The sequence below is a fragment of the Paenibacillus baimaensis genome, from assembly GCF_025567575.1.
In genome coordinates this window covers 243148-268038 of sequence record NZ_JAOQIO010000084.1, presented here as the reverse complement: position 1 = coordinate 268038, position 24891 = coordinate 243148, and the positions used below count along the sequence as shown (strand labels likewise).

Genomic DNA, 24891 nt, shown 5'->3' with positions numbered 1-24891 from the left:
TATTATATGAACATATATATGAACATAAAGTTGAAGAAAGTGCTATACACCTACATGCAGCTCGGGATGGTTGCGATAAAATTCAGCCCAACGCTCCAGCTCATTCGTCGTGATCAGATCCGTTGGATATTTGGCGGCGATAAGCTCCATATCCGCTAACGTATCTACAGGCCAAGGTCCGGAAATGATGCCCCGCTCCTGCATCATGGCTGCATATTGCGGTGTCATGAAGCGAAGCTGCACACCCAAAAAGTCACAATCGATTTCTTCCATAAACGGAAACACGTAAGGCATACTGCCACTAGCGATAATGCCCAATCTAATATCTTTATCCAGCTGTCTTGTCTTGGCAATTGAAAAATGGTCGAAACCAATGATTCTGCACTGGTCCAATGTGTCCGTTTTGCGTATAACCTCCAGTGTCTTTTCTTCCACTCCGGAATAAAATTCGCCACATTGCTTCACTTCTACCAATATCGATATTTGACCCTTAAGCAGGTTCAATGCTTCTTCCAGGGTCGGGATTGTTTCTACTTCCTTAACGCGGAAATATTTGAGTTCATCCAGAGTGTAATCACGGATGAAGCCTTTACCATCCGTCATCCGCTCAATCGAATAATCATGCATAAGGACTGGAATACCGTCTTTACTTAAATGAACGTCAAGCTCCAGATGCGTAAAAGACAAATCAACTGCAGCTTGAAAGGAGGATAGTGTATTTTCCGGATACTTGACCGGATAACCCCGGTGAGCAACACCTTTAATTTTCACAATAATATCTCCTTAAACATCAATTTATTGGATTTATTTGAGCTCAAGTACCTGCAATGCCGTTTCTTCCGTTGTAATCAGCACATTCAGCAGCTTTCCTTGCAAAGCACCACTTATAGCTTGCACCTTGTGCGCGCCTTGAGCCACACAAATACGCAGCTCGATATTCATCAAATCTTCCGTCGACGTGCCTACGACCCTTTCGCTGATGCGTGGAAGGGAGAACTTGCCCTGCTTGTCATAGCAATGAAACAGAATCTCTCCTACAGAGGCTCCACTTAACTCCTCATAGGTTAAACCGGATACCAGATTTAACGCCAATAAGGTGGAATCCTCACCAGCGTGGCCTATACTGAACACAATCGTTTCCATTTTGCGGATTTCCAACATGATCTCCTGTATGCTCGGATCCTGCATAAAGCTTTCCTTGCTTTCAGCACTACCGGCAATCGCAGGTGCTGGAAACAAATGAGCTTTGCCCCGAAGCGCTTGAGCCCACATCTGAATGATCGAGGAGGCAGGAATCTGATCTTCTTTGGCACCAAAACCGCCTATCAGCTGATAAACCTTCAGTCCCGGACGCGAATCGCACAGATGCAGCTGGGTGCCGATTGCGTTCAGCGTCTTCCCCCACCCCAGCCCAATGGCCCCGTGTGAGGGCAGCACCGAATCCAGATACTGAGTCGCCATTGCCTCAAAAGGGTTCGCGCTTTGATCACCCCGAAACACTACACAGTCCTTCAAGCCATACAGCTTGGTAAGTTTGCGTTCCAAGGGCTCATGCCGACAGCTGTCCAGGTCGGAACGAATCTGGATTTGTACGATTCCTCTTTCTCTCGCCTCATTTAAAAATCTGGAAACCGAAGATCTTCCGATATTAAGCTGCACAGAGATTTCCTGCTGGCTCATGCCAAGGACGTAGTACATCCGTGCTACCCTCTCCAGAAAGCTCTCTTTAGACAAATGCTCATTTTTACTATTTCCGCTCATATGATTCAAATAGGCGCAATCCTTCAACAAAATATCCAACTATAGGATAATTGCTGTCCGATTGCACCGCCTCCCATTCCCAGAATGCCTTTCGAATATCCATGATCTCCTAATCATACGTCCATGATTGCACAAATGCTCAAATATACGATCATTTTATCATGTCAGCACAACGATTACAACATTGTGTTAACCACATAGAAGGTATATGATTTCGCATTTTATATCGGCTGTGTCAATGTTTCATAGTGATGTATAATCAGGTCGTGAACAGGATGTCCAATCGGTATTCCGGTAAAATGGGCAGCAGCTTGATGAATCCCTACAGCCTTGATTTTCGCTTGGATTTGTACAGCTTCCTCGTCCGAACTGTAATCAAACAGCAGTGCCGTCGCTATTACCCTTGATAAATGATAAGGCTCTATCCCCAATTGAAAAGCTTGAAGCGCGGGGCGAACCAATCGGTCATTCGGGGAAAGCTTACGGATCGGTGAGCGACCCACACGGACAACCCCATCAGATAAATAAGCATTGCGAAAACGGCTCATAATTTTTTGGATATATTGTGTATGCTCTTGCAGATTCAGACCATGCTTCTTAACAAGCAAGGAGCCCGTTTCCTCCAGTACCTGCCTGACCTGAATAGAGATAGCCGGATCAGCCATCGTTTCATGGATCGTTGCATAACCGTTCAGATAGCCCAAATAAGCGGCACAGCAATGTCCGGTATTGACGGTAAAAAGCTTGCGCTCGATGTAGCTCTCCAACTGATCAACATAACCCGCCCCCTGTATCTGGGCAGCTCCCGGCGGCATGCCTCTACGATCGATCAGCCACTCATAAAAGGGTTCGACGGTTACCTCCAACGGATCATCATGGCTTTGAATGGGCACGATCCGATCCACAGCCGTATTAGTAAAAAATACAGCTTCATCCGCCTTGCTGCATGCTTCACGGCTTAACCGTTCGTACACCTGCTTCTTCAATAAAGAGCTTGCATGGATTGCATTCTCACAGGCTATGACCTGTAGTGGACCGGACAAGCTGTTCTTAATCCTGTGTTCTATGCCTCGCGCAATGACATCGGCAATCGATCCAAGCAAATTCACCCCTACCGCTGTAGTTATCAGATCGGCGCTGGCGATTTGCTGGATAACCTGTGCAACCTCATTACCGTTAATCGCAGATACTCCGTTGACCTCCACGCTCTCGTGAGACTCGGTTGCCAATGAAACCGTATAGCTCCCTCTTTGACGAAGCAGTGATACTACCTTATCATTCACGTCAACAAAACAGATCGTATAACCTGAACGGGAAAGCAGCAGTCCGATAAAGCCTCTGCCAATATTGCCTGCACCAAAATGTACGGCTCTCATGATCACACTCCTCTTGAAACATGTAACCCCGGAGAGCTTGTTACTTCCCAGTTTTTTGACGAATGAAATGAATCTTAAAGTTCAATTGCGATGTATGGGTGTATAACCACTTCCCAACACGATTCATATTTTGAGCAAATGTCCAAAATATAGCATTTGACCAAGTTGAAATCATTGTATCACACACAAACGAATTGCCGCAATACCGAAATGGAAGCTGCTGGAGACCGTTGTTTAGCGATTAACCGCTGTCCTTGCTTTCCAAAACCTCTCATTGTAAAGCCTCCTTGGTTGATATGATAAAAGACTACGGCCTTCTTCTCCCCCTCTGAAGTAAATCCTTTAGTTTGATTCTTTTCTAGTGTAAAAGGATCTTCATTGATTTGTAATCGTACAATTTTACAGTTATTGCACTTTTTGCTGAAAACAAAAAAATAGGGCTGCATCAGCCCTATTATTGGAATGTATACTTTATCGGAAGCCTCGCTCCGGTCAGGATTAGCCTTCTTCAGCTTAGCAGCTGATCATCCAATTAACACCATATTTATCTTCTACTTGCCCGTACATGCCACCCCAGAATACCGGCTCGAGCGGATGTATCACTGTGCCGCCTGCCGCGAGGTTATCGAACGCTTCCCGGCCTTCGACTCCAGGTTCGAAGTTCAAATTCAGGCTGATGCCGTTCCCCTGCGTAAGCGGACCGATGGAATCAGCCATGAAAAAGTTGATTCCTCCGGCAAGCAGACACAAGTGCATGACTTTGTCTTTGATCGCATCATTCGGCTCTGGTGCCTGACCATGCGTCATAACGGACTGGATCTCCCCACCAAGCGCTCCAACATAGAACTCCGCTTGCGCTCTGGAATCCTCCGAAAATAGGAAAGGTATAAGTGTTGCCATCCTCCATCATCCTTCCAACCAGTTATTGGGTATGTTCATTGCCATTATAGCATAACTGAAGAAGGAGGATTTCTTATCGATTGCGGTGATTCGGACTTGGACTTAAGTTCATCAGGAAGGGTTGTTCACTTTACTGTGACGGCTCAATATTTCATTGCTCTGCAAAAAGCGATGGATTTGCTCGTTTTCCTCCGATGTAAATTGTCTTAATGGCTGTCTGGCTGTAGGTGTGCTGATAATCCCCTGCTTGTATAATACATATTTTTCGTAAGGTATCACGTCAAAATTCACCAGATGCGAAATAATAGCGTTAGCTTTACTTTGCAGGGCGCGCACTTCATCCCAATTTCCACCCTGTATGGACGTATACATGTCCGTATACAGACTAGGCATCATGTTCATCGTACTGCCCACAGCACCATCCGCTGCGATTAAGGCACCCCCTGCGAAAACCTCGTCATGACCGTTCCAGATCAGGAAATCGTCCCCACACCTGGAACGAATCTGTTCCATTTCGAACAGGTTCAGCGAGGTGAACTTCACTCCGATACATTGTGGATGCTTCGCCATCTCTTCATAAAATCCAAGTGAAAGCTGGACGCCTGTGGCACCGGGGAAATGATAAATAATCATTGGCAGCTTGGTGGCAGCCATAATCGTTTCATAATGCTTCTGAATTTCTCTGGCTCCTACTTTATAGTAAAAAGGCACAACCGCAGAGACCGCTTCTGCTCCCGCTGCTTCCGCATGTTGGGCAAGCTCAACAGACTCCATCGTACTCATACTGCCGATGTGTGCAACAACACGCGCCTTGCCGCCAGTCGCCTGAATGACCGTTTCCAATACCTGCTTGCGCTCTTCCCGCGTCAACAGGAAACCTTCTCCCGTGCTGCCTCCAACATAAAACCCATGAATGCCGTGCTCGATTTGATGCTGCACCAATCGTACCAATGATGGGTGGTCGATACCTCCGTCCTCGTGCATAGGGGTAACCAACGCTGTGAAAATCCCGTGAAACCGTTTGCTGTTCGCCATTTGTTATTGCTCCTCTCCTTATCTTAGGTATTAGCGTACAGGACGTGGGACCTCCAAGGTGTTCATATTTTCTAATAAACCTCTCATATTTTTAAGAATTCGATTTTTTCGATAGTATGTATTCATTTTTTCATCTTTACTTATTCGTTCACGGCCAATATAATCTGAGTAATCCGAGTAATATACAGTGAATTTATTTTCAGAATGCAGTAGGACTACTCAGCCTCGTTGCATTCGATTAATAAATGATAATGTCCGGAAAAAGGGAGGAAAAGAAATTGAAAAGAAAATTTAATCTTGTATCCGTAAGTTTATCCATTGTATTGATGACGGTATTGAGTGCCTGCGGTACTAGCCCCGTGTCCACCACAAGTCCATCGCCAAGCAGTCCACCCCCTGCAACGAGCGCTGGTGCCCAGCCTGCCGCAGGAAGCGATTATCCGACAAAACCGATTCAGATTCTGGTCCCCTTCTCCGCAGGTGGAGCTACAGACTTATCCGTTCGCGCGCTTGCTCCGAAGCTTGAGAAGGTGCTTGGCCAAAAGGTTGAAGTGATTGACAAGCCGGGCGGGGCTGGCGCGCTCTCGATGAATGAAGTTATCAAAGCCAAACCAGACGGATACACCGTTGGCTTCACCTCTGTCGGACCAGGAATCATTACGCCTCTGACTACGGAAGTCGGCTATACAACCAAAGATTTCGATGCTGTTGGCGGTTATATGGACAACCCTTATGCATTGGCTGTATCCGCAGATAGCAAATATGCCAAGCTTCAGGATCTCGTTGACGATATCAAGGCTAATCCGAATAAGGTCAGAATCGGCACCACCGGACCCTCCTCCCCATCATTCATTGGTCTCCAGCAATTCGCCAATACCCAGGGATTGAAGTTCCAATTAATACCTTTTAACGGGGGCGTTGATGCTGTTAACGCCTTGCTCGGCAATAATCTGGAAGCCATTGTAAATGTAGATTCAGAGGTTCTGTCTTATATCAAAGACAAGAAATTCAAGGCGCTCGCCATTGTAACCAAAAAGCGCTCGGCGATATTGCCTGATGTGCAAACTTCCGACGAGCAGAATTTGAAAGGTCTTACGTTCGCACCGCCTCCGGGAGGCTTGATCGTTCCTAAGGGAACACCAGCTGCTGTCGTTTCCAAGCTGGAAAACGCATTGAAGCAGGCTACACAAGATGCTGACGTCAAAAAAAGCTTTGATAACATTTTTATCGAACCGATTTTCTCCTCAGCAGTAGATTTCCGCAAGGCCTATGACGATACGAATGCGTTCTACGGACAAACTCTGAAAAAACAGTAAGCCTACTACGAAAAGACAGGAAAGAAAACAAGAGCAATGGGGGAGGACAAGAAGTATGTCAAGCTTCATGCCCTCTCCCCGATTGCCTTTCAGAAAGGGTGCTTTTGTTGAAAGTTCAACGTTACTACTCCGCTGCCATTAAAGTGGTTCCATTCATTCTGGGACTCTTTTTTTTCATTTATTCCAGCCGAATGTCATTTGGAACGTGGAACAATCCGGGCCCAGGCCTGTGGCCAACTTGTTTGAGTGTGCTCATTATGGTCGTATCGGTCATGCTGTTTTTTACGGACAGGAATGGGGACCGCAAGGATGATGAATCCTTCACCACGGATTCGCGTTATTCCCTGTATGGAGTGCTGAGTCTGGCACTGTTCATTGTGCTGTTTGAACAGATCGGGCTTTCACTACCCTCAATTGCCGTGTTTCTGTTCTGGACACGATTCCTCGGTATGGAACGGTGGATCACTTCCATCCTGGTGTCACTGGGATTAACCGCTGCAATTTATATGATATTTGCTTGGGGACTGCATATTCCTTTTCCCGAGGATCAACTGTTCCTGTTATTTAAGTAGGGGGTCAACATGGGTACTATAGACGCAATGATGTCCGGCTTTCAACTTGCTTTGTCGGGACACAATTTAATTTACTGCCTCATTGGCGTGCTGCTTGGCAATATCATCGGAGTACTGCCTGGGCTCGGCCCTACGGCCACCATTTCGCTGCTGCTGCCCTTTGCTTTTACACTGCCGCCGGAAAGCTCGATCATTATGATGGCTGGTATTTATTACGGCGCAATGTATGGTGGCTCGATTACTTCCACACTGCTCGATCTCCCGGGTGAGGCGGCATCGGTAGTCACGACCTTCGATGGCTACCAGATGACCAAACAGGGTAGAGCTGGAATTGCGCTTGGCATTGCAGCCATTGGTTCATTTATCGCGGGCACGTTTGCCGTCATTGGATTAAGCTTTCTTGCACCAGGTCTCGCAAACTTTGCAGTACGCTTCGGAGCCCCCGAGTATACGGTGCTAACCTCGCTCGGTATCCTATTGGTCGCCTATTTGGGGACCAAATCGTTTGTGAAAAGCGTCATCTGCGCGGCACTCGGCTTATTGATCGCAACGATAGGTCAGGACCCGATAACCGGATCGATCCGGCTAAATTTTGGCACAAACAATTTATTGGGCGGAATCGATTTTGCCGCTATGGCGATGGGTGTATTCGGCGTCGGTGAAATTCTCCATAATCTTGAAAAGCTCTCCAAGGGTACGGTGATTACGACTAAGGTAGGCAGAGTTTGGCCGACGCTAAAAGATTTTTCGCAGGCCAAATGGGCTATCGTACGCGGAACAGTGATCGGCTTCATGATTGGGCTGCTGCCCGGAGGCGGCTCGATTATTGCAACTGTGGCGTCCTATGGTGCTGAGAAGCGGCTATCCAAAACACCGGAGAGATTCGGTAAAGGGGCGATTGAAGGGGTTGCAGGACCTGAGTCGGCCAATAACGCCGCAGCGGGGGCCGCTTTTATTCCGCTGTTGACGCTTGGTATTCCATCGGATGCCGTAATGGCACTGATCTTCGGAACACTGCTGCTCAACGGCATTACACCAGGTCCTCAGCTGATAGCCCAGCATTCGGATTTGTTCTGGGGAGTCGTATCCTCAATGTATATCGGCAATGCGATGCTGTTAATTCTGAACCTTCCGTTTGTCGGACTGTTCATTCAGCTATTGCGGGTACGAAGCAGCATACTGATGGCATTTGCGGTCGTACTGACGATGATCGGCGTATACAGCTTGAGCAACGACAGCTTTAATATGTGGGTTGTGCTGTTTTTTGGAGTGCTGGGCTACATCATGAGAAAAGCAGGCTTTGATCCGGCTCCCATGGTGCTTGCCTTCGTGCTCGGCAAAATATTGGAAAGCTCCTTCCGGCAGTCCATGCTGATGTCCAATGGCGATTTTGCGATCTTCATCACACGACCGCTCTCCGGAGGGCTGCTCTCTATCGCCTTTTGTTTATTGCTGTATACATGCATTCAAATGATGTGGAAAAAACGCAAGGCTTAAGCCTCAGCACGGTCGAGCAGCTTAAGCTCCTGTCGGATAAAGGATGCAAGCTTACGGGCAGCCGCGCTGAGCAGCTTCGTGTCCTTCTTAATCAACAGCCCGGTTATGAGTCCCGCGTCCAGATTTTCCAGCTTTCTCACAACCGTTCCCTCCAGAGGCGGAGTCACGGTGATCTTCGGTACGGCCGCAACGCCATACTGCACCTGAACATAATATTTTAAGGAAGCCATATTACCGATTTCGATTTTCCGATAGGGCGTTCCCCCATTCTCGTGCAGCGATATTTCCAGCTTACGTCGAAAAGGGCAGGTAGAATTCGTCAATAAAACCTGCTCGTTCTTCAGGTCTCCCAGTGTGATGTGTTTTTTCTTCACTAGGGGATGCGACTGCGGCAGCAGCAGTACTATCTCTTCGTTAAATAGAGGCTCAAAGGTTGTCCCAAGACCGCTTTCCGGTGTTGCGCATACGGCAAAATCGACGGTTCCGTCGCTGACCATCTGGTTGAACATATGGCTGTTATGAATTTTGATGTTAACCTCAACATGCGGATATATGCTCGTAAATTTCTTGAGCAGACCCGGAATCCGGTAGCTCGCAGTTGGCTCCATAATTCCGATACTGACCGTGCCCTTCTCGCCATCGTTCAAATCGGTCATCGTTTGCTGAAGGTCATGATAGTTGCGTATAAGCTGGTCGGCTTTTTCGATAAATATTTCTCCGGCATGCGTCAGGCGAATTTTCTTTCCCCTTTCCAGCAGCTTCACACCAAGATCGCTCTCGAGGTTTTGTATTTGCTTGGTGACCGTGGATTGTGCATATTTCAGCTCTTCTGCCGCTTTTTGAAAGCTGCCTGTTTTGACAATAATCTGGAAGGTAGCGATGTTTCGAATGTCCATGATGGGGTGTCCTTTCTGAGGTTAATTCGAAAAAAGGAAATGAACGCATTCCGTATTTCAATTATACAAAATCATCTAACGATGCTATTATAGCACTAATGTATTACTAAACACACTATTTTACTCGGATATAAATTTATATTAAGGGAGATTATCATGTCGATATCCAACGAAAGCCTATACCTTAGGTCTAATTATGCCAAATATGCAGCGAAATTCGTTCCGTTTGCACCGGAAACGTTTAAGGCTTTCTCCGAATTCAATAAGCTTGCCCTGCAGGACGGCGCACTGTCAGGCAAGTTCAAGGAGCTGATCGCGATTGCCGTGGCGCATGCAACGGGCTGCCCTTATTGCATCGATATTCACGTGACAACCGGACACAAGCTTCAACTGACAAAAGAGGAAATTTTCGAAGCGATTGCGGTCAGCGCTCTCGTTAAAGGTTATTCCGCTTTTTACCATGGCGTTAATGCGCTGAATGCGCTTCGGGATGACCGCGACGACGAGCTGTACAGCAGATCCAACCTTACTGGCATTGAGCAGTTTGAACCTATTAACGAGCAGCTGTACACATCTGTGCTGGAATTTCGCCGGAATGTCCTGGCAGGGCAAGTCGTCAGCAGCCTAGAAAAGGCGCTGATCGCAGTTGCAATTGCTCATATAACAGGCTGTGCTTACAGCATTGAGGATTTTACCGTGCTGGCGCAGCAGGAAGGCGCAGCAATTGAAGAAATTGCCGAAACCATTCTGGTTGCTACTGCACTGAAAGCAGGCTCAGCGCTGGCTCATCGGGTCAATGCGTACAGTGCTTTCATACGGGAGGATGAAAATAATTCATAAGGCGGGTGAGACGATATGTCCAACAAACAAATGAAGCTCGGCGCAGCGCTCCTCGCAACAGGAGAGCAAATGGCATCCTGGTTATACCCGGGAACACCAGCTGATGGGGCTATCAATCTGGAGCATTACAAGCAGATGGTTCAGAAGTCGGAAGCCGGTAAGCTCGATTTTGCCTTTATCGCCGATGGCTTGTTTATCAATGAAGTCACGATGCCCCAATATTTGAACCGGTTTGAGCCTGTAACCGCAATCTCCGTGCTTTCCGCACACAGCTCACATATCGGTCTTGTCGGTACGGTTTCCGCTACCTACAGCGAACCATTCACAGTCGCACGCCAATTCGCCTCGCTTGATCTGTTGAGCGGCGGCCGCGCCGGCTGGAATCTCGTTACCTCAGCCCTCGACGGGGCTGCACTTAACTACAGCCGCAATCAGCATCCATCGCATGCAGACCGCTATGAGCTGGCAGACGAGCATTTGAGCGTGGTCAAGGGATTATGGGATTCCTGGGAAGACGATGCTTTCAGCCGCGACAAGGAAAGCGGCGTTTTCTTCGATCCTGAGAAGATGCACCGGCTTGATCATAAAGGCAAACACTTTTCGGTTCAGGGGCCTGTCAATATTGGCAGATCTCCCCAAGGTTATCCGGTCATTTTTCAGGCGGGCTCCTCGGAGGCGGGTAAAGAGCTTGCCGCCAAAGGAGCGGACGCCGTATTCACAGGAATCGGAGGCGTTACAACGGTTGCCGAATCCAAGCACTTCTATGATGATGTCAAGGGCCGCCTCGCCAAATATGGCAGGACTCCTGATGAGCTGCTCATATTGCCCGGTATCGCACCGGTCGTGGGTGCAACTGAAGAGGAGGCACAGGCCAAGTATGAGCGTATTGCCGGATTGATCAGCATTGAGACGGCCTTGCGTTATATGGGTCGCTGGTTTAACCATCACGATTTTACCCAGTATCCGCTGGATGAACCCTTTCCTGAGCTGGGGGATACCGGCAGTGAGAACTATAAGAGTGTAACCGATCGTATTAAAAGAATAGCCAAGGAAGGCAATCTTACGCTTCGTCAGGTGGCGATAGGCAATGCAACACCCAGAGGTCCACTGGTCGGAACCCCTGTACAGATTGCCGACGAGCTGGAACGCTTCTTCCGCGCCGAGGCTGTGGACGGATTTATTTTACTCGGACATGTGCTGCCAGAAGGGATCAACGACTTTGTCGATCATGTCGTTCCGATTCTGCAGGAGCGTGGCCTGTTCCGCACGGAGTACGAGCACACTACGCTTAGAGGCCATCTTGGCCTGGCAGTGCCTGTTAACCGTTACGAGAAGCACAGACAGAGCACAGCCGAGGTCAGCCAAACAACCGGGAGGAAGTGAACAGCTTGAAGCATATTGTATCTATAGCATGGTTGCTAAGTCATCTGGAGGACACCAACCTCGTCGTCGCCGATTGCCGGTTCCAGCTGGGTCAACCGGATGCGGGACGTCAGGCGTATGAGGAAGCCCATATTCCGAATGCTGTATATTTTGATTTGGAGCAGGATCTGTCTGCTCCTGTTGGGGAGCATGGAGGACGGCACCCTGTGCCAGATATCGATACGCTGGCCACGAAGCTTGGGCTGGCAGGGATAAACGTCAACTCCACTGTCGTCGTTTATGATGACCAAGGCGGAGCGATGGCTTCCCGTTTATGGTGGCTGCTGCATTATCTGGGTCATGAGAAGGTTTATGTGCTGGACGAAGGCTTTTCTGTCTGGAAAAAAGCAGGACAGCCGGTTAGCTCCTTGCTGAAAGAAGCGGTTCCAACCGTGTTCACTGCCCATATTCGGACCGATATTATTGCCGATGTGACAGAGGTTCAAGCCAAGCTTGGACAGCCGGGAACCTTGCTGCTCGATTCCCGCGAAGCTCCCCGCTACCTGGGAGAAGTGGAGCCTATCGATAAAGCCGCGGGTCATATTCCGGGCGCGATCAACAAGTTCTGGAAGGATGTCCTGGACGAGCAAGGCCGATTCAAGGACGAGTCTGCAATAACCGAGAACTATGCCAGCCTTCCGCGTGACAAGGAAATCATCGTGTATTGCGGTTCCGGTGTAACCGCTACGCCGAATATTCTGGGGCTTAGCGAGGCTGGCTTCAAGAATGTGAAGCTTTATGCCGGGAGTTGGAGTGACTGGATCAGCTACATGGACAATCCGGTGGCTACTGGGGAAGAGTAAGAACCGAAAGACCGCGTCCAACGGGCGTTTGGCGTACAGACCACTGGAGTCTGTACGCCTTTTTTGTATGCTTCTGAAAGGCTCTGAGAAAAAAGATTGCGCTGGTGAGTGCCCCATTCATATGATCGTGTTCACATCGCCATTACTTGCGAGGACAAAGGCAAAAGCTGATTGCAAAGCGCCGCGCTCAATCCAATAGGTCATTCTAGAAAAGGCTGGAAGCTAATGGGTACATGGCCCGAAGGGCCAAAGCCGGAACTTGCTGCATTGTCGTTTCCGTCATAACCAACGACCGTTTTGATGAACGTTTTGAGTACGGTATTCGGAGTTCCTGGAAGCCGCTCTTTCCAAAATGATAATTGCTCATAAGAGCAACTAAGTAGCGGCTTGTATTTTAAGGTTTACTTGTCACATTTGCTCTAGGACTAGCTCTGGTCAATCTGGTAACTTGTTTGGAACAAGCTCGTGGTCCGAGCGAGGTATAACTCAGCTTGACATTGTCGCAATAATTAAGTCGGAAATTTGTTTTGGATGAGTGATAGGGGCCATATGACCAGCACTTATATTAAAACAGCGCCACCCCTGTTCAGCAGCCAAAGAAGCAGTTTGATGGAAAAGGGGAAACTCAGTGCAATAAATATAAGAACGGGAAATTTGAGCTTGGCGTTCCATGGAGTAGTGAATCTGCTCCGTATGAGTGGCCAAAGGCATCTTGGTAAGAAAGCGGGAAATAGCTCCAGCTATTTGGGTATCAGTTAAACCAAAACTCTCGACAGGTGGTGGTTCAACCAAGGTTGGATCCGATGACAAAAAACGCTGCATTAGTAAATGTACATCCGGATAACGATCCATGATAGACTCGCCGGACTTAGTGATAAACCCGTCGACAATAACAAGTTCACAATCTACTCGTCCAAACAATCGATCTGCGGCTCCAGCAGCAACCACAGCTCCATAACTGTGACCAACCAGCACAACGTTCGTAATGTTTTTAAATAAGACAAGGTTTACAATATCTTCGATATGCACAGATAAATTAATATTTCCAGTCAAAAGATGTTTACGCTCGCCTAGTCCGGTTAAAGTTGGAGCCAGAACATGATACCCCTGAACAGTCAATTGCTTAGAGACGTCTCTCCAACTCCATCCCCCTAACCAAGAACCGTGAATAAGTACAATAGTTGGATTCTTCTCTGATCCTGCAACATCGATTACCATAGTAGGTTCTCCCTCCATCACAATATCGTTCACTAATAGTGAATATATTCACTAAATGTGAATGTTTCTAACATCATTATAAAGTGGATTTTTAAATTTGCAACTAATTTCAACAACGATGTTAACTAAACTTACAAAATCAATAAAATGGACGAGCATCGGAGCAAAGGAGATATTTAGTCTTTAAAATGTTTCTTGTCACTTTCCTTGCGAAGACGTTTCAAATCCATTAATATTTAGACAGCATCCAATGAATGGGTGAGATCACTAAACTAAACTTAGGTAGGGTGAATACATGGAAGAGATGGAAGCTCAAGTTCGTTTAACCTCCTCTTCTCAGGGAATTCAATCTCTAGAGACGGCTTTTTCAATTTTGAACTGTTTTAAAGAGGCAAAAGCTCCCATGTCCGTATCGGAACTCTCGAAAAGAATGGGTATGCCAAAAAATAAACTTCACAAATATCTCGTCAGCTTTACGAGAGTCGGCGCTCTCATTCAGAATAAAAAAGACTCTACATATGCATTGGGAGCGACATTGATCGAACTAGGCTTGGTTGCACTCCAACAATTCGATGTCGTCAAGATCGCAAAGCCTTACATTCGTGAATTCGGCAAACAGTTAAATCACTCGGTAGCCCTTGCAATCTGGAGTGATGATGGGCCGATGATCGCCGAATATGAAAGAAGCGACAAGCCGATCCAGGTCGAAATTCAAGCTGGTTATCGCTTGCCGTTGCTGATGACAGCCCTTGGTAAGTGCTTTGCTGCATTTCTTCCGCCCGCGCAAGTCCAGCCGTTACTACAACAGGAAATCAGGAAATATGGTCTTGACAACCACATGGTAGACGAGGAATTGAAGAAAATTCGTGGGGCACGCGTATCCTTCCGAAATACCCCCTTTGCGGGGATACCGGGCAGCATGTCGGTAGCAAGTCCGATTTTTGACTACACGGGTAACATGGTAGCAGCTCTTTGCCTTATCGGCTTTGCTGGTGAGATCGACTTTAGTCAATCCTCGGCAGAAGTAATCAGGCTAATAGAGAAAGCGGATCAAATCACAAATTTGTTAACTTAAGTTAAAGAACATTGCGGTCAAATCGACTAGCAATGTTCTTTTTTTTTCAACTTTTTCTTGCATGAAAAACAAAGTTAATTTATACTGAGTTCAACTAATGGTGTATGACGTTCACTATTAGTGAATGAATTTAAATTTAATCAAACTAAAAGGAGTTGTTCAATGTGAGTCAAACCTTTAAAGCTGCTGCCGTTCAAGCTGCTGCGGTCTATTTGGATCTCGACGCTACGATCGACAAAACATGCAGAATAGTGGACGAGGCAGCTGCTAATGGCGCAAAGGTCATCGCTTTTCCAGAAGCGTTTGTGCCGGGATATCCATGGTGGATATGGCTTGGTAATGCAGACTATGGAATGAAACACTACATTAGGCTGTATGAAAACTCAGTAGAAATTCCGAGCAAATCCATTCAGAAATTATCCGAAGCTGCCAAACGAAATAAAGTATATTTCTGCGTCTCTGTTACCGAAAAAGACCGTGGTTCCTTATATCTGACGCAATTATGGTTTAATCCAAATGGAGACTTGATTGGAAAACACCGGAAATTAAAGGCAACGAATGCGGAAAAGGTGATCTGGGGCGACGGGGATGGAAGCATGATGCCAGTATTCGAGACGGAGTACGGCAATCTCGGAGGATTGCAATGCTGGGAGCACCTCATTCCTCTCAATATTTCGGCAATGGCTTCCATGAACGAACAGGTCCACGTTGCTTCCTGGCCAACAGGTTTGCCGTATGACGGCCATTTGTTCAGCATCGAAGTGTGTGAAATTGCAACGAAGTATTACGCGATATCGAATCAAACATTCTGCCTGTTGGCTTCCCAGATTTGGACGGGTGAAATGAGAGATATGCTCGGCGAAACCGAGTACCAAAAAAATTATATGAAAATAGGATACGGATTCGCCAAAATAATTGCACCGAATGGTCACGTGATTAGCAATACATTAAAGCATGACGAGGAAGGAATCGTGTATGCCGACATCGATTTGAAGCAAATCATTCCCGGAAAATTTCTAATCGATCATGCGGGGCACTACTCCACTCCCGGATTTTTGAGCTTAACTTTCGACAAAACTGTACACGAATCCATTAAAGTGATCGGCGATACGAAGCCAAAGGTTATCGGTTACGAAGCCATTCAGAATAGTTAAGAACTATAGTTAGAGAGGACTAGGTAATGACTATGAATAGCAGTCTTGAACGAAAAATTACCGAGCTCGCTTGGCGGGACTCGACGTTTTCTGCATTGATTGAAACGGACCCGTATCGAGCTCTTGCACAAATCGGAGTGGAAGTACCCGAAGGCGTCAAACTTGACGTTCGTCGACAACGACGAGATACCCTTTATTACGTAATTCCGCCTCACTCTGGAGATGCTGATAAATCCGAATCCGTTATCAATCAAATGGATCTGTGGCAGAGTGCCGAGTTGTTTGTCTGGATCATGCCTCAAAAGCTGAAAGTACAGCTCTTGGCGATGAGGCAAAGCTACAGGAGGAATAATTCTAATGGATCAACATGATATTTTTACAAGTCATTACCGTTTGCTACGACGAGACCAAGCTGCCCGTCAGCGTTTAATCTCTAACCCTAAAGCTGGATTGGATGAGCATTTTGGTTTGGGAACGGTGCCTGAGGGGGATTTTCGAATTGAAATCATCCCGCAGGAACCGGATACGATCGTGATTCTCCTTCCTTCGCCAATCAAAGAGGATACGAGCGACGAAGCTCTAAATGCTGCTTGCCGTCGTATCTACGACATCTTGTTTACGGATGGGGTAGGTGGATATCTGATCCCGGATGACTCTTTAACCTGGGTGCTTCGGGATATGCGGTCAAATGTGCTAGATCAGCGTGCGAACGGATTGTAACGGACGGCTTATTATCTATATGAGACAGCAACTTCTACAAAAATGACCCAATTGAAAGAATAGAATTTGCTGCTTCCCATCCCGGACAGGATCGATTTTTCGGTTGCATCCGAATAGAGACTATTGCTCGCATGCTTTCACTTATTTGAAGTAACGTTAAATAGGAGGTTAGATGAATGGAACGAATCAATCCAATTACACTGACGGACTCCGTCACAAGCCTAATTTCACATATTGTGGTGACAACGCCTTCCAAACTGGCCTTTATCTCCGGACAGGTTGCACTCAACAAGAAGGGGGAGCTGATCGGTTCGGGTGATTATGGCTTGCAGGCACGCCAGGTGTTTGAGAATCTAAAGCTTGCACTTGAGGCGATCAATGCGGGACCGGAGAACATCACCCAGATGAAGATTCATGTAGCGAATCATCAACCGGGGCTGGTGGATGTCATATTCAAAGCAGGCTTCGAAGTGTTCAGGAACACCTGGCCGTTGACGGCAAGCACCTTCCTTGGCGTTCAGTCGCTTGCCTTCCCGGAATGGCTGATAGAAGTCGATGCAATTGTTGCACTCTGATAAATCGCATAAATAATGAGATAGGGGTTGGACCATATGAATTATGAAGTTATTATCGTAGGTGGTGGACCGGTTGGTATGACGCTTGCTGGAGAACTTGCTTTAGCAGGAGTAAAAAACTGCGTTCTCGAGCGGTTAAAGTCGACGATATCACAGTCTAGAGCTTTGACTGCTCACCCTCGCACTCTAGAGCAACTTGATCTACGTGGTTTAAAAGACAAGCTTAATGGAAAGCCCCTGCCCACAGGACACTTTGCAGCTCTGGATACGCGCTTAGATTTCTCTGTTTTAAAATCCTCATCAAACTATACTCTTTACATCCCTCAACACGATACGGAGAAGGTGCTGGAAGAATGGGCTATTAGCCTAGGAGCAGATATCCGTCGAGAAGTGGAAGTCATATCGGTAGGGCAGGATGAAGAAGGAGTTGCAATCGTTGCTTCAGGAACGCAAGGGGAATTTAAGCTTACGGCTAATTATTTGGTAGGAGCAGACGGCGCCAGGAGTTTGGTCCGCAAGCAAGCCGGAATACCATTTACAGGGACAAGCGAGACTTTAACGGGCATGCTTGGAGATGTGGAGCTTGATAATCCGCCCGAATTTGGTGTACTTTCCAGCTACAATGAGTATGGTCAGCTCATGGTCGTACCCATGGCAAAAGGAATGTACAGAATTGTCCTCATTGATGCGGAGAGAAAAAGCGTTCCAAAGGAAGAACCGGTTACCTTCGAAGAACTGCGTTCAAGTGTAGAACGTATGATCGGTAACGATCTTGGCATGCGTAGCCCGAGTTGGCTGTCTCGTTACGGCAACGCGACATTGCAGGCAGATCGATACCGTGAAGGCCGTATATTCCTTGTGGGTGATGCAGCTCATATTCATTTTCCAGCTGGTGGCCAAGGAATGAATGTTGGCATCCAAGAAGCCGTGAACCTCGGTTGGAAGTTGGCTGCTGCACTGCGAGGATGGGCTCCAAAATGGCTTTTAGACAGCTATCATAATGAACGTTTCCCCATAAACACGGCGCTTTTAAAAAATACAATTGTTCAAACCTTTCTTATGGGAGGAGAGTTCTCTCCCCGGATGATAGAATTGCGCGCTATGTTATCCGATCTGTTACAGGTACCAGAGGCCAATGCACAATTAGCCGCCCAAATTTCCGCATTCAATATTCGGTATGAGACGGACAATCAGGCACCGGAGCATCCACTAAATGGAGTACGTTTTCCTGCATTGAATTTACACTTGGACGGCGGTACTTGCTCAGCATATGATTTGTTCCGTGCCGGAGGCTTTGTTCTTCTCAATTTTGTTGCTGATGAAGGTTTTGAGCAAGCGATTAGAGGATTGAATTTGCCACATGTTCAAATTATACGCGCGTCTATTAAAGAGAATTATTCCGAATGGAAGGACGTTCACACGGCGCTAATTCGTCCAGACGGCTATGTGGCATGGGCCATATCACATACGGAAACGCAATCAAAGGATATTATAAAGCAGGGAATTCACCGCTGGTGCGGTGAGTACAAGGGCCTTCTGACGGTATGAGACAATGAGAAACAAACGAATCACATACGTTTTACTAACATTGTCAGCCGTATTTTGGGGGGCGAACTTCAATGCTGGACAGATTGCTATTCAGGTTATGTCTCCCATTCAAGTCGCGGCCTGGCGTTTCCTGATTGCAGGCGTATGTATGTTTACAATTTATTTGATTAAAGAACGGCCATCTTGGTCAACTGTCAAGGCAGATCTACTGATTCATGTGTTGATGGGTGTTTCCGGAATTTTTGTAATGAATATTCTCTTATTTGAAGGATTACAAGATACGAACGCACTCTATACATCATTAATTTCGAGCACTAGTCCGTTTTTGACGTTGTTATTGTCTGTATTGGTACTGCGTGAACGTTTAATTCCTCGGCAAATGGCCGGATTTGTAGTATCTCTTATCGGAGTCTGGCTTGTTTTGACTAATGGGTCGCTTCTCGAGTTGGAATCAGTGTCGTATGGAGCACTTTATGTCCTGTTAGCTGCCTTTCTTTGGGCTATTTATGGGATACTCGGGCGTAAATATATCCGGAGTAGTTCTCCACTCGCCACAACAGCTACTACAATGCTGGTTGGATCGATATGTTACTTACCTTTCATCGCATTTCAAGTCAACACAGTAGGATCAGTCAGCCCAGTAAGCGCGTGGATGTCAGTTCTCTTCATGTCTTTATTCTGCACGGTCTTAGCATATTTGTGGTGGAATGAAGGAATTGCCGCTATTGGAGTAAACCGAACTTCAATGTTTTTTAATATTGTTCCAATTTCAACTTTGACAATTTCAGCATTTTCAGGAGATAAAATACAATTATTTCAAATAGTTGGCGTTTTATCTGTCGTAACAGGAATCGTTCTAACAATAGGGACTCAAGAAACAAGAACTAATTCAACTACTTGATTGTTGCCGCGGCATATTTAGCTTCATAATATATCGTCTCTTTTTAGGTAGCTTGGTGGTTAAGATTCGAACGCTCATTCTAGGTACTCTTCCAATTAGGCAAACCTCTTTATTCCGGTATATTCCTTTTATCACTCTGCTCCGGTCGCTTCACGGCGAGGCTTTGAAAGCATTTTCCTGCGAAAACGCAGCAGGAGGACTAAAGCTGGTTACGATTCCGTAACTGGCTTTAGTCCCTTTTTGTGCTAACTTTGTCTTCGCATCGTCTATTATATGGAACGGCTCAAGCAAATAAGAGCTTCTGGCTTTACTAATAAACCTCTCATATTTTTAACTGAGGATTTGTTTTATAATGAGATTACGAGTAAAGGAGGCCGCTCCATGTATCCCGACTACCTGTTTGAATATCCGAACCGTCAGACCCTGTTTCCCTTTTACATGAAAAAAAAATCGTATCAAGCGGTGGCTCCGCATCGACACGACTTTATTGAGCTTTCTTACGTTTCCGCAGGCAGCGGTCTCGAAATCATTAATGGAAGCGAGCATCCGATGATTCCGGGAACCTTTGTCCTACTACTGCCTTTTCACATACACAGCTTTCGATCCACTCCTGGTGAATCGCTGACCCTATATACCTGCAATTTTCCTATCGATCTGCTGACGGAAGGAAAGGAAGCAGAGCTTGGTCTGGCACATCTGCTAACCGTTCAGGAAGATAGTTCTCGCTCGTTTGTAATGGTTCCTGGAAGCGACAGGACCCGCATATGCCATTTACTTGACGTGGCGCTGAGTGAATTTGAAGCGGATATCCCCTACAAGCATCTGGTTCTGAAAGGAAAGCTGCTTGAAGCGCTGGCACTGTTCCTTCGTTACCGCTCATTACCGTCAGCAGATGATCCAGCTGTCCCTCCCACCGGCGTATCTGCAAAAGCCAAGCTCGTGACATCCATCGTTCAATACATGTACCAGCAGTACATGGAGCCGTTGTCACTCGCACAGGTAGCCCGGCATTTTCACATCACTCCAGCTTACCTCAGTGACTTGTTTCATAAACAGTACGGTATTCACTTTGTCGATTTCCTCCATGAGCTGCGTGTTCGTCATGCCTGCAGTCTGCTGCTTTCCTCAGATATGCCGATCGCAGAGGTATGGGTGGAAGCGGGCTTCGGCTCGTATCCGAGCTTCTGCCGCATCTTCCATAAAGTAAAAGGAATGGGCGCCAGAGATTACCGTGACAGCCAGCACCAGAAGCGGCTGTTTCCGTAAGAGTGACCGTTTCTAATGCTGCCGCGCGCCACCCCTCCTCTTTTAAGGAACAATGGTCACAACATTCGAAGCCGTACTGTCACCAACAGTATTGGAAGCGACGACCTTGTAGTAATAAGTGGTTCGGCTGACCACACTCGTATCGGTGTACCCGTTGGATGTAGTCGTTCCCGCTCCGGTAATGATCACATTGTAGCTCGTACCATTCGTAGATCTCAGCACCTTATAGCTGTCCGCTGCTGCCGAGGCGTTCCACGACAGGTTTACCTTCCCGCCGACTGCTGCTGCCGTCAACGAGGCTGGTGTCGCTGGCACAGCCGTCGGATTGCTAATCGTCGTGTAGATGACTACCGGGTCCCGGGTATCAGTGGTCCCTTCGAGACCAGCGACTTTGACCGCGATTCCGCCCGTTTTATTCGTCAGCCGGAGGCTGAGCACACCGTCCGACTGGCTTTTATAGAACGGTGTAATATCAAAGGTCACGAAGCTGCCCGCCGTAATTGGTGAAAACACTCCCAGAGCAGCGTCCGTTCTTGCCCTTTCGGGCTGATTACTAGCGGTAATCGTAGTCGGAACCCACGAATCATCGAGTAGACCATGCAGCTGTAAATCCCCACCCGCTCCGGCAGAGGTGACGTACAGCTTGAGCTGCACCGTGTCGATACGATCACTCAGGGCTGGCAAATTAACTTTATAATATCCGGCTCTCCGTTTGGTTCCGTCTCCTTTAATTTCCATCGTAGCTGCTGTACTGTAATTCGTGTCGGCATTGGCAGCTGTAATGTTATCCACATACGTATCAGCGGTGACCGGCAAATTGGTTTGCGCTGAAGCGTTGACCTTGAGAGTTAAGGGCGGCGACGTTGATCCATCATATGCAGCCGTTACAATCGAGCTGCCCAAGGCTGCTGCTGTCACCCATCCACTCGTGGAAACGGTCAGCACCCCAGGACTGCTGCTGGTATAGGTTGACCCTGCAGTTACGTCCTCCGTAGACAGATCGGCATAAGTAGCGATAACCTTAAGCTGCTTCGAAGTGCCACCCAGCGCAATCTGCACAGGAACCTCCGAAGCTACAATCCCCGTAAGCGCTGGTGTCGATGCGCTGACCGTATTACCGCTCATGACCGTTTTATTCGCCTGGTCCACAGCCTCTACCTTGAACGTGTAGGTGGTTCCTGGCTGCAAGCCAAAAGCCTCATAGTTCGTTACATCTCCAAAGGTCGTATCGATTTTCAGATTATTCTGATAAATATGGTAGGCAGTAATCCTCGTATCATCTGTCGCCGCTGTCCAACTGATAGTTGCATGACGAGGGGCGATGCTTGTCACTGAAACCGGAGTCGAGCCGCTCCATGTCGGGTTGGCTGTATCCGCTGGCAGACCCGCTGCCGAGTATTCGTCGGCTCCGACATCAGGGATGCCGGTCCTCGGCTCACGATCCATATCCTCATTGACATAAGAATACGTCCCTCCGCTGCCATAGCTGCCTGCGGATGCGTTAATGGCCGTGCTTGCCGAGCCGAGCTTTTTGTACGCAATCGTTCTCAGCCTGGTATAGCTGGATGAGGTCCACAGCCAGGCGTACTGCTTGGCATCATGCTGCAGCACCTCATCCTTCAGCAGCGGGTAAGCAACATTAACCTCGGATGAGGTCAGTGATGCCGAATTGCCGGTTATGAGCGGCACATTTTTTTGCGGGAACATGATGTTGCCCAACCATGTCAGACCCGGGATGGGAGTCATGATCTTGATCAGCTCTTTTTGTGAGCCGACTACGATGTTATTGGCAAAGGTCAGATTTGTGGGAGGCAGCCCATAACGAACAAGCCCCAGTTCAATGTTGGCATAATTGTTGACCAGCGTGTTATTGGCTACAACGACATTTTTGGCTATGTAATGCAGAGCCGGGTAAGTGGGATAATTCGTCATCAAGTCATCCTTGTCGCCAGTCGTAAACGTAATGGCCGCATCAAAGCTGCTGCCTGTCAAGCCTTGAAAATAGTTGTTGTACACCTTATGGTTCTCGCCATAAATGCGGATGCCGCCTGTCCCCAGATTTTCACCGTAGGGGTCGGGGTTAAGCTCTGTACGACCATTACCGATGAACATATTGCCGTAAGCGCTGGAGCCGTTGCCAGCCCGAAGTGACAAGGAGCCTAACGATTCAATAAAATAATTGTACCGTATGATATTCGCGCCGCTCTTGACCGAAACAATCTCGGGATCGCCATCGCAATGATCAAAGATGTTGTATTGAATCGTCGTATGGGCGTCCAGATGCACCAATGTCGATACCCCGATCCGAATGCTCTCCGATTCGTTCTCCTGACGTCCAAGCGTGTTGCGGAAAATGTTGTACTCCACCGTATCGTATTGAGTAATTTCCTTGGTTACAGCACTTGCCGCTGAAACGCCGTCGAACAAAATAAATTTTCCTGTATCCAGCTTATTTTCCATTAAATTATGGTCAATTAGATTATGATGGCTGCCGGCTCCATCAATATAGACCCAATCGGTTTTGGGTCCGGTCGCGCTGCTCGTGGCAGGCGAATGAAAGTAGTTATTCGACACACGGATATGATGGGAGCCTGTCAAACGAATCCACGTAGAAGCCGTCATCGTGAATTCACAATCCTGCAGCGTAATATAAGAGCTCGTGGTGAATTTAAGTCCGGTCGATGTAAACTTCGCCATCCCTTTGTTACGGGCCACAATGACGATTGGATTGTCTGCAGTTCCATTCAAGCCTGTGTAGGATGCACCTGCATAATTGCCGTTTTCAAGTAAAATGATGTCTCCCGGCGCTGCCGATGCGAGCGCAGCAGTAAGCTGGGTTGTGGTGGTGACCGTTGGTAATGTAACCGCTTTCGGAACACCTGATACGGAAGGTGTACTGTCACTTCCCTCTCCAGACGTCGTAACCGAGCTGACAACAAAATAATAAGTCGTCCCCGTTGTCAAACCGGATTTCGTGTAATTGGTTGTCGTAACCGGTGTACTATTCTGCTTCGTAAAAGGACCCGTCGGGCTTGTCGCCATCTTTACATTGTAACCCGCTGCGCCATCAACCGTATCCCACGATACTTTAACCGCTCCCGTGCTCGGATAAGTCGCCGTAATATGAATGGGAGCTGCAATCACGGCCGGAGAGGTAGGTGAGCTGATGGTAGCTGCCTGCACATCATCAAAGGCGATCGTTCCCGCATTGCTGTACAAGCCGACCTGGCCTGTCGCATAAGGCGTTGTGTCCGTCCCGGACAGCACGAGCGTAGATGCGTAATAGCCTTCAAGCGTTAAGCTGGAATCGGTATTTTCAATGACCTTGAGCTTGAGAGGCAAATAGCCGAAGCTGTCAAAGGACGGGTTCAAAAGCGTGTTGGTTACCGAAACCCCGCTGGCATTAGGTGTACCGGAGGTCTGCGGAACGCTGATTTTGGAGGTACCCGTAACCTTTTCCAAATAAAACTGATAGCTGGACGAATTTTTCTTCCACGTAAATCGGTAATAATTAGGTGTACTTCCGGATACGGAATATTTGGCTACCAACCCCGCATACGTGCTGTTGGCACCGGTAATCTTTGCTTTGGCAGACAGCTCCATGCTATCGGTCGTAAGCTCCGGGTTATTGCTGCCCCAATAATTGTTGGTCACCACATAGGCTGAAGTCGTTGTCGTATCCGTCTGATTGAACACATGATTGCCAGGTGTACCGGAAGCAATCTCTCCCACCGACCAGTTCGTGCTGCCTCCAACAGCGTTTACCCACGGCTGGCTCGCGCTGGCAGTCGGTGCAATCGGAGATGTGTACCCCGAAGCTGTCGTTCCGTAGCCTTCAAAGCCTTCCTGTAGGGGATACGGCAGCGCCGCTTCTGCCAAATCGGGTTGAATCCAAGGTGTCGATACCGAAAGCAGCAGCGCCAAACAAAGTGAAACGCATATCAGCTTCCCTCCTTTTAACAATCGCCTACTGTTCAACTACAATCACCATCCTTTTACGAGAATATAGTGAGTAT

The 24891-nt window shown here is 47.6% G+C and carries 22 protein-coding genes; 14 read left to right on the top strand and 8 right to left on the bottom strand.

Going from position 1 to position 24891, the window contains the following annotated elements:
- Positions 1-42 precede the first annotated feature (42 nt).
- From OB236_RS20365 to OB236_RS20345, 5 genes are all read right to left on the bottom strand, one after another.
- Positions 43-771, bottom strand: a complete 729-nt coding sequence (locus OB236_RS20365; protein ID WP_262685646.1) for a glycerophosphodiester phosphodiesterase — start codon at positions 769-771, stop codon at positions 43-45.
- Between the two features lie 33 nt (positions 772-804).
- Complete coding sequence (locus tag OB236_RS20360; protein ID WP_262685921.1) at positions 805-1761, bottom strand: sugar-binding transcriptional regulator; 957 nt, start codon at positions 1759-1761, stop codon at positions 805-807.
- Positions 1762-1982: 221 nt separating this feature from the next.
- Positions 1983-3137 carry a mannitol-1-phosphate 5-dehydrogenase gene (locus OB236_RS20355; RefSeq protein WP_262685645.1) on the bottom strand — a complete coding sequence of 385 codons (1155 nt, stop codon included), beginning with the start codon at positions 3135-3137 and terminating at the stop codon, positions 1983-1985.
- A 513-nt stretch (positions 3138-3650) separates the two neighbouring features.
- Positions 3651-4037 carry a VOC family protein gene (locus tag OB236_RS20350; protein WP_262685644.1) on the bottom strand — a complete coding sequence of 129 codons (387 nt, stop codon included), beginning with the start codon at positions 4035-4037 and terminating at the stop codon, positions 3651-3653.
- A 111-nt stretch (positions 4038-4148) separates the two neighbouring features.
- Positions 4149-5072: an N-acetylneuraminate lyase gene (locus OB236_RS20345; RefSeq protein ID WP_262685643.1), complete on the bottom strand. Its 924-nt coding sequence runs from the start codon at positions 5070-5072 to the stop codon at positions 4149-4151.
- 278 nt (positions 5073-5350) lie between these two features.
- Between OB236_RS20345 and OB236_RS20340 the strand changes: the two genes are divergently transcribed.
- The 3 genes from OB236_RS20340 (at position 5351) to OB236_RS20330 (ending at position 8457) form a co-directional block, all read left to right on the top strand.
- On the top strand, positions 5351-6388 hold the full coding sequence (locus tag OB236_RS20340; RefSeq protein WP_262685642.1) for a tripartite tricarboxylate transporter substrate binding protein: 1038 nt from the start codon (positions 5351-5353) through the stop codon (positions 6386-6388).
- Between the two features lie 107 nt (positions 6389-6495).
- Complete coding sequence (locus OB236_RS20335) at positions 6496-6960, top strand: tripartite tricarboxylate transporter TctB family protein (RefSeq protein WP_262685641.1); 465 nt, start codon at positions 6496-6498, stop codon at positions 6958-6960.
- 9 nt (positions 6961-6969) lie between these two features.
- Positions 6970-8457: a tripartite tricarboxylate transporter permease gene (locus OB236_RS20330; RefSeq protein ID WP_262685640.1), complete on the top strand. Its 1488-nt coding sequence runs from the start codon at positions 6970-6972 to the stop codon at positions 8455-8457.
- On the opposite strand, the gene OB236_RS20325 is transcribed toward OB236_RS20330, so the two are convergent.
- Positions 8454-9353: a LysR family transcriptional regulator gene (locus OB236_RS20325; protein WP_262685639.1), complete on the bottom strand. Its 900-nt coding sequence runs from the start codon at positions 9351-9353 to the stop codon at positions 8454-8456. The two genes, OB236_RS20330 and OB236_RS20325, sit on opposite strands and share 4 nt — an antisense overlap.
- A 156-nt stretch (positions 9354-9509) precedes the next feature.
- Between OB236_RS20325 and OB236_RS20320 the strand changes: the two genes are divergently transcribed.
- Genes OB236_RS20320 through OB236_RS20310 form a run of 3 tightly spaced genes read left to right on the top strand, consistent with a single transcriptional unit; the run spans position 9510 to position 12418 of the window.
- Positions 9510-10193, top strand: coding sequence for a carboxymuconolactone decarboxylase family protein (locus OB236_RS20320; RefSeq protein WP_262685638.1), 684 nt, complete (start codon positions 9510-9512; stop codon positions 10191-10193).
- 15 nt (positions 10194-10208) lie between these two features.
- Entirely contained in the window at positions 10209-11576 is a 1368-nt protein-coding gene (locus OB236_RS20315; protein ID WP_262685637.1) for an LLM class flavin-dependent oxidoreductase, read from the top strand.
- A gap of 5 nt (positions 11577-11581) precedes the next feature.
- A complete protein-coding gene (locus OB236_RS20310) occupies positions 11582-12418 on the top strand; it encodes a sulfurtransferase (RefSeq protein WP_262685636.1) in 837 nt (278 codons plus the stop codon).
- Between the two features lie 486 nt (positions 12419-12904).
- On the opposite strand, the gene OB236_RS20305 is transcribed toward OB236_RS20310, so the two are convergent.
- Positions 12905-13636 (bottom strand): alpha/beta hydrolase, encoded by a 732-nt coding sequence (locus tag OB236_RS20305; RefSeq protein WP_262685635.1) that lies wholly within the window; start codon positions 13634-13636, stop codon positions 12905-12907.
- 295 nt (positions 13637-13931) lie between these two features.
- On the opposite strand from OB236_RS20305, the gene OB236_RS20300 reads away from it, so the two are divergent.
- The 8 genes from OB236_RS20300 to OB236_RS20265 all read left to right on the top strand — a co-directional run bounded on the left by OB236_RS20300 (position 13932) and on the right by OB236_RS20265 (position 20875).
- Positions 13932-14711: an IclR family transcriptional regulator gene (locus tag OB236_RS20300; protein ID WP_262685634.1), complete on the top strand. Its 780-nt coding sequence runs from the start codon at positions 13932-13934 to the stop codon at positions 14709-14711.
- A 164-nt stretch (positions 14712-14875) separates the two neighbouring features.
- A complete protein-coding gene (locus OB236_RS20295; RefSeq protein WP_262685633.1) occupies positions 14876-15865 on the top strand; it encodes a carbon-nitrogen hydrolase family protein in 990 nt (329 codons plus the stop codon).
- A 26-nt stretch (positions 15866-15891) separates the two neighbouring features.
- A complete protein-coding gene (locus tag OB236_RS20290) occupies positions 15892-16236 on the top strand; it encodes a hypothetical protein (RefSeq protein WP_262685632.1) in 345 nt (114 codons plus the stop codon).
- Positions 16223-16585, top strand: coding sequence for a hypothetical protein (locus tag OB236_RS20285; RefSeq protein WP_262685631.1), 363 nt, complete (start codon positions 16223-16225; stop codon positions 16583-16585). The genes OB236_RS20290 and OB236_RS20285 overlap by 14 nt, the downstream gene beginning before the upstream one ends.
- Before the next feature lie 176 nt (positions 16586-16761).
- Entirely contained in the window at positions 16762-17160 is a 399-nt protein-coding gene (locus OB236_RS20280; RefSeq protein ID WP_262685630.1) for a RidA family protein, read from the top strand.
- Positions 17161-17196: 36 nt separating this feature from the next.
- Complete coding sequence (locus OB236_RS20275) at positions 17197-18708, top strand: monooxygenase (protein WP_262685629.1); 1512 nt, start codon at positions 17197-17199, stop codon at positions 18706-18708.
- A gap of 4 nt (positions 18709-18712) precedes the next feature.
- The gene (locus tag OB236_RS20270) at positions 18713-19609 is read left to right on the top strand and encodes a DMT family transporter (RefSeq protein WP_262685628.1); all 897 of its coding nucleotides are present in this window, start codon (positions 18713-18715) and stop codon (positions 19607-19609) included.
- A 381-nt stretch (positions 19610-19990) separates the two neighbouring features.
- The gene (locus OB236_RS20265) at positions 19991-20875 is read left to right on the top strand and encodes an AraC family transcriptional regulator (protein ID WP_262685627.1); all 885 of its coding nucleotides are present in this window, start codon (positions 19991-19993) and stop codon (positions 20873-20875) included.
- Between the two features lie 42 nt (positions 20876-20917).
- Here OB236_RS20265 and OB236_RS20260 read toward each other — a convergent pair whose 3' ends face one another.
- Positions 20918-24853: a chondroitinase-B domain-containing protein gene (locus OB236_RS20260; RefSeq protein WP_262685626.1), complete on the bottom strand. Its 3936-nt coding sequence runs from the start codon at positions 24851-24853 to the stop codon at positions 20918-20920.
- Between the last annotated feature and the right edge of the window lie 38 nt (positions 24854-24891).

Excerpts from the sequence above, each read along its gene's own strand:
- OB236_RS20360 (WP_262685921.1), bottom strand. The coding sequence starts at position 1,761 with ATGAGCGGAAATAGTAAAAATGAGCATTTGTCTAAAGAGAGCTTTCTG.
- OB236_RS20355 (WP_262685645.1), bottom strand. The coding sequence starts at position 3,137 with ATGAGAGCCGTACATTTTGGTGCAGGCAATATTGGCAGAGGCTTTATC.
- OB236_RS20350 (WP_262685644.1), bottom strand. The coding sequence starts at position 4,037 with ATGGCAACACTTATACCTTTCCTATTTTCGGAGGATTCCAGAGCGCAA.
- OB236_RS20345 (WP_262685643.1), bottom strand. The coding sequence starts at position 5,072 with ATGGCGAACAGCAAACGGTTTCACGGGATTTTCACAGCGTTGGTTACC.
- OB236_RS20330 (WP_262685640.1), top strand. The coding sequence starts at position 6,970 with ATGGGTACTATAGACGCAATGATGTCCGGCTTTCAACTTGCTTTGTCG.
- OB236_RS20325 (WP_262685639.1), bottom strand. The coding sequence starts at position 9,353 with ATGGACATTCGAAACATCGCTACCTTCCAGATTATTGTCAAAACAGGC.
- OB236_RS20320 (WP_262685638.1), top strand. The coding sequence starts at position 9,510 with ATGTCGATATCCAACGAAAGCCTATACCTTAGGTCTAATTATGCCAAA.
- OB236_RS20315 (WP_262685637.1), top strand. The coding sequence starts at position 10,209 with ATGTCCAACAAACAAATGAAGCTCGGCGCAGCGCTCCTCGCAACAGGA.
- OB236_RS20305 (WP_262685635.1), bottom strand. The coding sequence starts at position 13,636 with ATGGTAATCGATGTTGCAGGATCAGAGAAGAATCCAACTATTGTACTT.
- OB236_RS20300 (WP_262685634.1), top strand. The coding sequence starts at position 13,932 with ATGGAAGAGATGGAAGCTCAAGTTCGTTTAACCTCCTCTTCTCAGGGA.
- OB236_RS20290 (WP_262685632.1), top strand. The coding sequence starts at position 15,892 with ATGACTATGAATAGCAGTCTTGAACGAAAAATTACCGAGCTCGCTTGG.
- OB236_RS20285 (WP_262685631.1), top strand. The coding sequence starts at position 16,223 with ATGGATCAACATGATATTTTTACAAGTCATTACCGTTTGCTACGACGA.
- OB236_RS20280 (WP_262685630.1), top strand. The coding sequence starts at position 16,762 with ATGGAACGAATCAATCCAATTACACTGACGGACTCCGTCACAAGCCTA.
- OB236_RS20275 (WP_262685629.1), top strand. The coding sequence starts at position 17,197 with ATGAATTATGAAGTTATTATCGTAGGTGGTGGACCGGTTGGTATGACG.
- OB236_RS20270 (WP_262685628.1), top strand. The coding sequence starts at position 18,713 with ATGAGAAACAAACGAATCACATACGTTTTACTAACATTGTCAGCCGTA.
- OB236_RS20265 (WP_262685627.1), top strand. The coding sequence starts at position 19,991 with ATGTATCCCGACTACCTGTTTGAATATCCGAACCGTCAGACCCTGTTT.